The sequence below is a fragment of the Pseudogracilibacillus amylolyticus (SeqCode) genome (assembly GCF_051918545.1).
In the GTDB taxonomy this organism is placed as follows: domain Bacteria; phylum Bacillota; class Bacilli; order Bacillales; family Amphibacillaceae; genus Pseudogracilibacillus.
In genome coordinates, this window is sequence record NZ_JBPPZG010000286.1 from 1 (window position 1) to 3931 (window position 3931).

The 3931-nt window shown below is 32.6% G+C and carries 6 protein-coding genes; all 6 read right to left on the bottom strand.

Annotated features, from left to right (window positions below; translation table 11 throughout):
• Positions 1–396, bottom strand: a 396-nt coding sequence (locus ACPYKA_RS19555) for a VOC family protein (protein ID WP_479543870.1), incomplete at its 3' end; no start/stop codon positions are given.
• Positions 397–495: 99 nt separating this feature from the next.
• Positions 496–837: a DUF3147 family protein gene (locus tag ACPYKA_RS19560; protein ID WP_479543871.1), complete on the bottom strand. Its 342-nt coding sequence runs from the start codon at positions 835–837 to the stop codon at positions 496–498.
• Positions 838–1236 carry a MarR family winged helix-turn-helix transcriptional regulator gene (locus tag ACPYKA_RS19565; RefSeq protein ID WP_479543872.1) on the bottom strand — a complete coding sequence of 133 codons (399 nt, stop codon included), beginning with the start codon at positions 1234–1236 and terminating at the stop codon, positions 838–840.
• 239 nt (positions 1237–1475) lie between these two features.
• Positions 1476–2231 carry an SDR family NAD(P)-dependent oxidoreductase gene (locus ACPYKA_RS19570; RefSeq protein WP_479543873.1) on the bottom strand — a complete coding sequence of 252 codons (756 nt, stop codon included), beginning with the start codon at positions 2229–2231 and terminating at the stop codon, positions 1476–1478.
• A 158-nt stretch (positions 2232–2389) separates the two neighbouring features.
• The gene (locus ACPYKA_RS19575; protein ID WP_479543874.1) at positions 2390–3064 is read right to left on the bottom strand and encodes a hypothetical protein; all 675 of its coding nucleotides are present in this window, start codon (positions 3062–3064) and stop codon (positions 2390–2392) included.
• 12 nt (positions 3065–3076) lie between these two features.
• Positions 3077–3661, bottom strand: a complete 585-nt coding sequence (locus ACPYKA_RS19580) for a hypothetical protein (protein ID WP_479543875.1) — start codon at positions 3659–3661, stop codon at positions 3077–3079.
• Between the last annotated feature and the right edge of the window lie 270 nt (positions 3662–3931).

Genomic DNA, 3931 nt, shown 5'->3' on the forward strand with positions numbered 1-3931 from the left:
AGAAAAAAGAATTTCAAATACTTGAAGTGGTACAAACCTTCGTTTTTTGTACCACTCCGTATTTGACCTCACTTTCATCCCACCTCTAAAGACAGTGGGCTTTCCCGTTCGGAAAATCTGTAAAATGTTTACATCCAATTTTTTAAGCTTGTCAAATATATGATCAAATTCAGCCTCTTCAATTGAAAAAGCAATATGAGTGTATGATTGACCTATTTCATTGCGGGGAATGTCTTTTTCTACATTAAGAGCAAGCCACATCCCGTTCAAATCAAAGTATGCAGTACTTCTTCCTTTCACAAGTAATTTAGCGTTAAATACTGCTTGATAAAATTTTATGGATTTATCCAAATCAGATACAGAAAATAAAAAATGGTTTAGACCCTTCACAAACAACTACATCACCTCTAAGTAATAGTTTAACAATAATCTGACATACACGTATTCTACATATATTAAAGTGCAATGTTCTGTTTCATACGTTATTTCTCTTTTCTAGGAAAAAAATATTCCAGTTATATATCTTTGAATAATTAAAAAGAATCCCCAGCCGATAACTCCAGATAAAATTGCTGTTGGTAAATGAATAGAATGTTTTAACGCCACGTAAATTATCAGAAGCATTACAATTGTTGCTGGAAGGCCTGCTATCACTCCACCTGTAAATTCATTAATAGTTTTTGTAGATTCTCCTTGTACTGTTAACCAAATTATACTTAGAATGCTTATTAAAGGTAAAGCTGCTATAATTCCTCCATATACTGGAAACCTTCTTGCTAATTCGGTCACAATGCCAATAATGGCCGCGGAACCGACAATTTTTATAAATAAATACATTTATTTTGATACCTCGCTCAGTAATTGAAAGGCTTTAACAACTTGTATCCTTTCTTTATCTGTTAACTTGTCAAGTGCTGCTTGTAATTTTTCTTCATCCAATTCTGTATTTTTCTTTAATATCTTTATACCAAGTTCCGTTAGATATAAATAAACCTTACGTTGATCTTTTTCATATCTTTCTTTATATACCCATCCATTACTTACTAACTTTTTTACGTGTTCCGACGCAGTATTATGTGATATAGATAAATGCTCTGCAATATCTCGAACCATTACAAACTGCTTTTTATGTACCATTTGTAATATACGGACACTTTGGTGAGAGATGGCTCCTTGTTGTTCTGGATGAAGTTCAAAGTAAATATCAGAAAAATATCTATTTATTTCATTAATCATATAATAACCCCCATATATCGTTACAAACGATTATATCGTAAAACACGATATAAAAGCAATAAATATTTACATTTTCTTAGAATGAAGGTGCTTACAGACTCTGACCGAACTAGTGATTCAGGATTTACCTCCTTTGAAACCCAAGGGCAATCTTTGGTTTTTTAGGAAAAAAAGAAATAATAATGATTAAAAGCCAAGATCACTGATGTAATTCTTGGCTTTGTTAAAATGACTTTTATTTATAAAATTACATCAGGAGTTTCAGGTAAAATTTGACCACCGTCTATTACGAGGGATTGACCAGTAATATATTTAGCTTCCTCTGATGCAAAGAAGCAAACTGCTACACCAATATCTTCCGGGTCTCCTAACCTTTTCATCGGAACGGCTTCCGCACCCTTTTCACTTAAAATTCCCAGTTGTTTTTTCAAACCTTCTGTAGCGATCATTCCTGGTTGAATGGCATTAATAGTTACACCAGATTTTGCATACTCCAATGCAGCACTTCTCATAAATCCAAGGATTCCAGCTTTTGTCGCACCATAAATTGAACCGCCGGGGTATCCTGTAATATCTCCGGTAATAGATGAAGTAAGAATAACACGACCATAGTTTTGTTCCTTCATAGCTTTCAATACTGGTTTTGCAACGAAGAAAATTCCTTTCAAATTAATGTTTTGGATTTTATCCCAATCTTCTTCTGTCATGTCTTCAATCAACACTTCCGGATAAATTCCAGTATTTGCAGCTAAAATATCAATTCTATCATGCTTACCTAGAATATCCTGAACAACCTGTTCTGCATTATTTTTATCAGTAACATCTAATTTGAAAAATTCTCCACCGACTTCTTTAGCAGTTTTTTGACCTGCTTCTTCATCGATATCACCGATCATAACTTTCGCTCCCGCTTTAGCTAAAGTTTCCACTATTCCTTTGCCAATACCATTTGCTCCACCAGTAACTAAAGCGATTTTATTTGTTAAATCAAACATAAGATCCTCTCCTTTTAGTAATTTCAACTCCCAAGTTACACTTTATCAAAAAAGTCGTAAAATTTCATATGTATATTCTGATTTGTATTCGTTATACGTAACCATGGTGATTTCCTATTAATAGAGATTTAAACTAGATGTCATATTACTACCGATATTTATGATAGATTCCATGCTTCAACATCAACTATTTCTCGATTATCACTTTTTTCATCGCCAATAATCGTAAATTCAACGATCGCTTCGCTTTCATTTAATGCATCCAAATTAACCAAATCTTTTTTATCTTTATGCATATAATGAACGATAAAGGCGACATAACGGATACGATCTTTTCCTTCCATTTCAACGGGTATTACTGTAAGTGAATGCATGTCACTTTTTAGATTTTGGTGATCGACATAGGATAAATCTCCATCATTTGTCGCAATTTTAACATCTTCTACAATATACGACTCAACAAATGTACTATCTTCACCTAGTAAACTTATATATTGCTCACGCATATCCTCATATTGCTCTCCACTTTTCCAATCGAAAGCAGGAGTGAAAAACTCTTTTGCTAATTCTGTATCTTTTTCGATCCGTTCCTCTGTGATTAAAATTTCTTCTTCTCTTTGTTCAGTTACTTTATCATCGATTTCAATATCAATGTCAATATTTTTTTCTTTAGCTTTCTTTTCTAGCAATATTACTTCTCCAGACAAATCAGAGGTCTGTTGACTTAACTGTTTTTTCTCATTGTGTTGATTCAATAAAATGACAATAATGATGGTTAGAACGACTATACTACCGATAAATATGAAGTTAGCTTGTTTGGTTTTTGCCCCCATCTGTATCCCTCCTTATACGACGCGATCCATTTCTCCGGCTGGTGTATATTGCACTTTTATATCCGTTAACTTATGTTCACTCACGTCATATGTTGCTCGTATAATACCAGCAAATTCTCCTTCACCTGTTGTCATTCTAAATAAAACAGGTATTTGTTCAACATCACCGTAATTGACAACTGTTTCTAATGTTAATGTCCATTCAGGATTAAGTTGCCATGTTGCAAGATGGTCGTTTTCACCAGCTCCTGTTAATTCCGAATTTTTCTTTTGAGCCTCTTCTAAATCTTTAAAAATTTTTTCGTCCTCTGGCAATGGATCCCACGACTTATAAAATGCGGTTAATGTATTGTCAACTTCAATCATTTCTTCCCCAATTTGTTTTGCTGATATAACCCCTTCTTTTACTTCTTTAACATATTGTTCTGATTTTACTTGTTCATCAACCTCTTTAAGTTTAAATTCAATCTCATCAATTAATGACTGCTTTGTAGAAATGTCATTTTTCAAGTCATTCAGTGAACTTTTTTGGATAAACATAAAAATTAATAATCCGATAATAAGTGCACCAACGAGTATACTTTTTATGTATTTCATATTTTTTCACCCCGCTTATAAAGTCTTTCTTATGAAAATAAAAAAATCTAGCTCCTGAAAAAGAACTAGATTTATATTATAATATGAAAATTCGCTTGTAAAGTTATGAATTAATTTTGTTTCTTTAAATAAATTAGTTTGTTAAATTAATTTTAACATACATGTCAAGTTTACTAAAGTGATAATGTTGAATTGTATGTGTCAAGTTATTCTCGGTTGTTCTTTTACACCAATATTTTCAGCACTCTATTTTTGTACGCCTTTTAGGCT

Coding starts and splice junctions, on each gene's coding strand:
- ACPYKA_RS19560 (WP_479543871.1), bottom strand. CDS start 837: ATGTATTTATTTATAAAAATTGTCGGTTCCGCGGCCATTATTGGCATT.
- ACPYKA_RS19565 (WP_479543872.1), bottom strand. CDS start 1,236: ATGATTAATGAAATAAATAGATATTTTTCTGATATTTACTTTGAACTT.
- ACPYKA_RS19570 (WP_479543873.1), bottom strand. CDS start 2,231: ATGTTTGATTTAACAAATAAAATCGCTTTAGTTACTGGTGGAGCAAAT.
- ACPYKA_RS19575 (WP_479543874.1), bottom strand. CDS start 3,064: ATGGGGGCAAAAACCAAACAAGCTAACTTCATATTTATCGGTAGTATA.
- ACPYKA_RS19580 (WP_479543875.1), bottom strand. CDS start 3,661: ATGAAATACATAAAAAGTATACTCGTTGGTGCACTTATTATCGGATTA.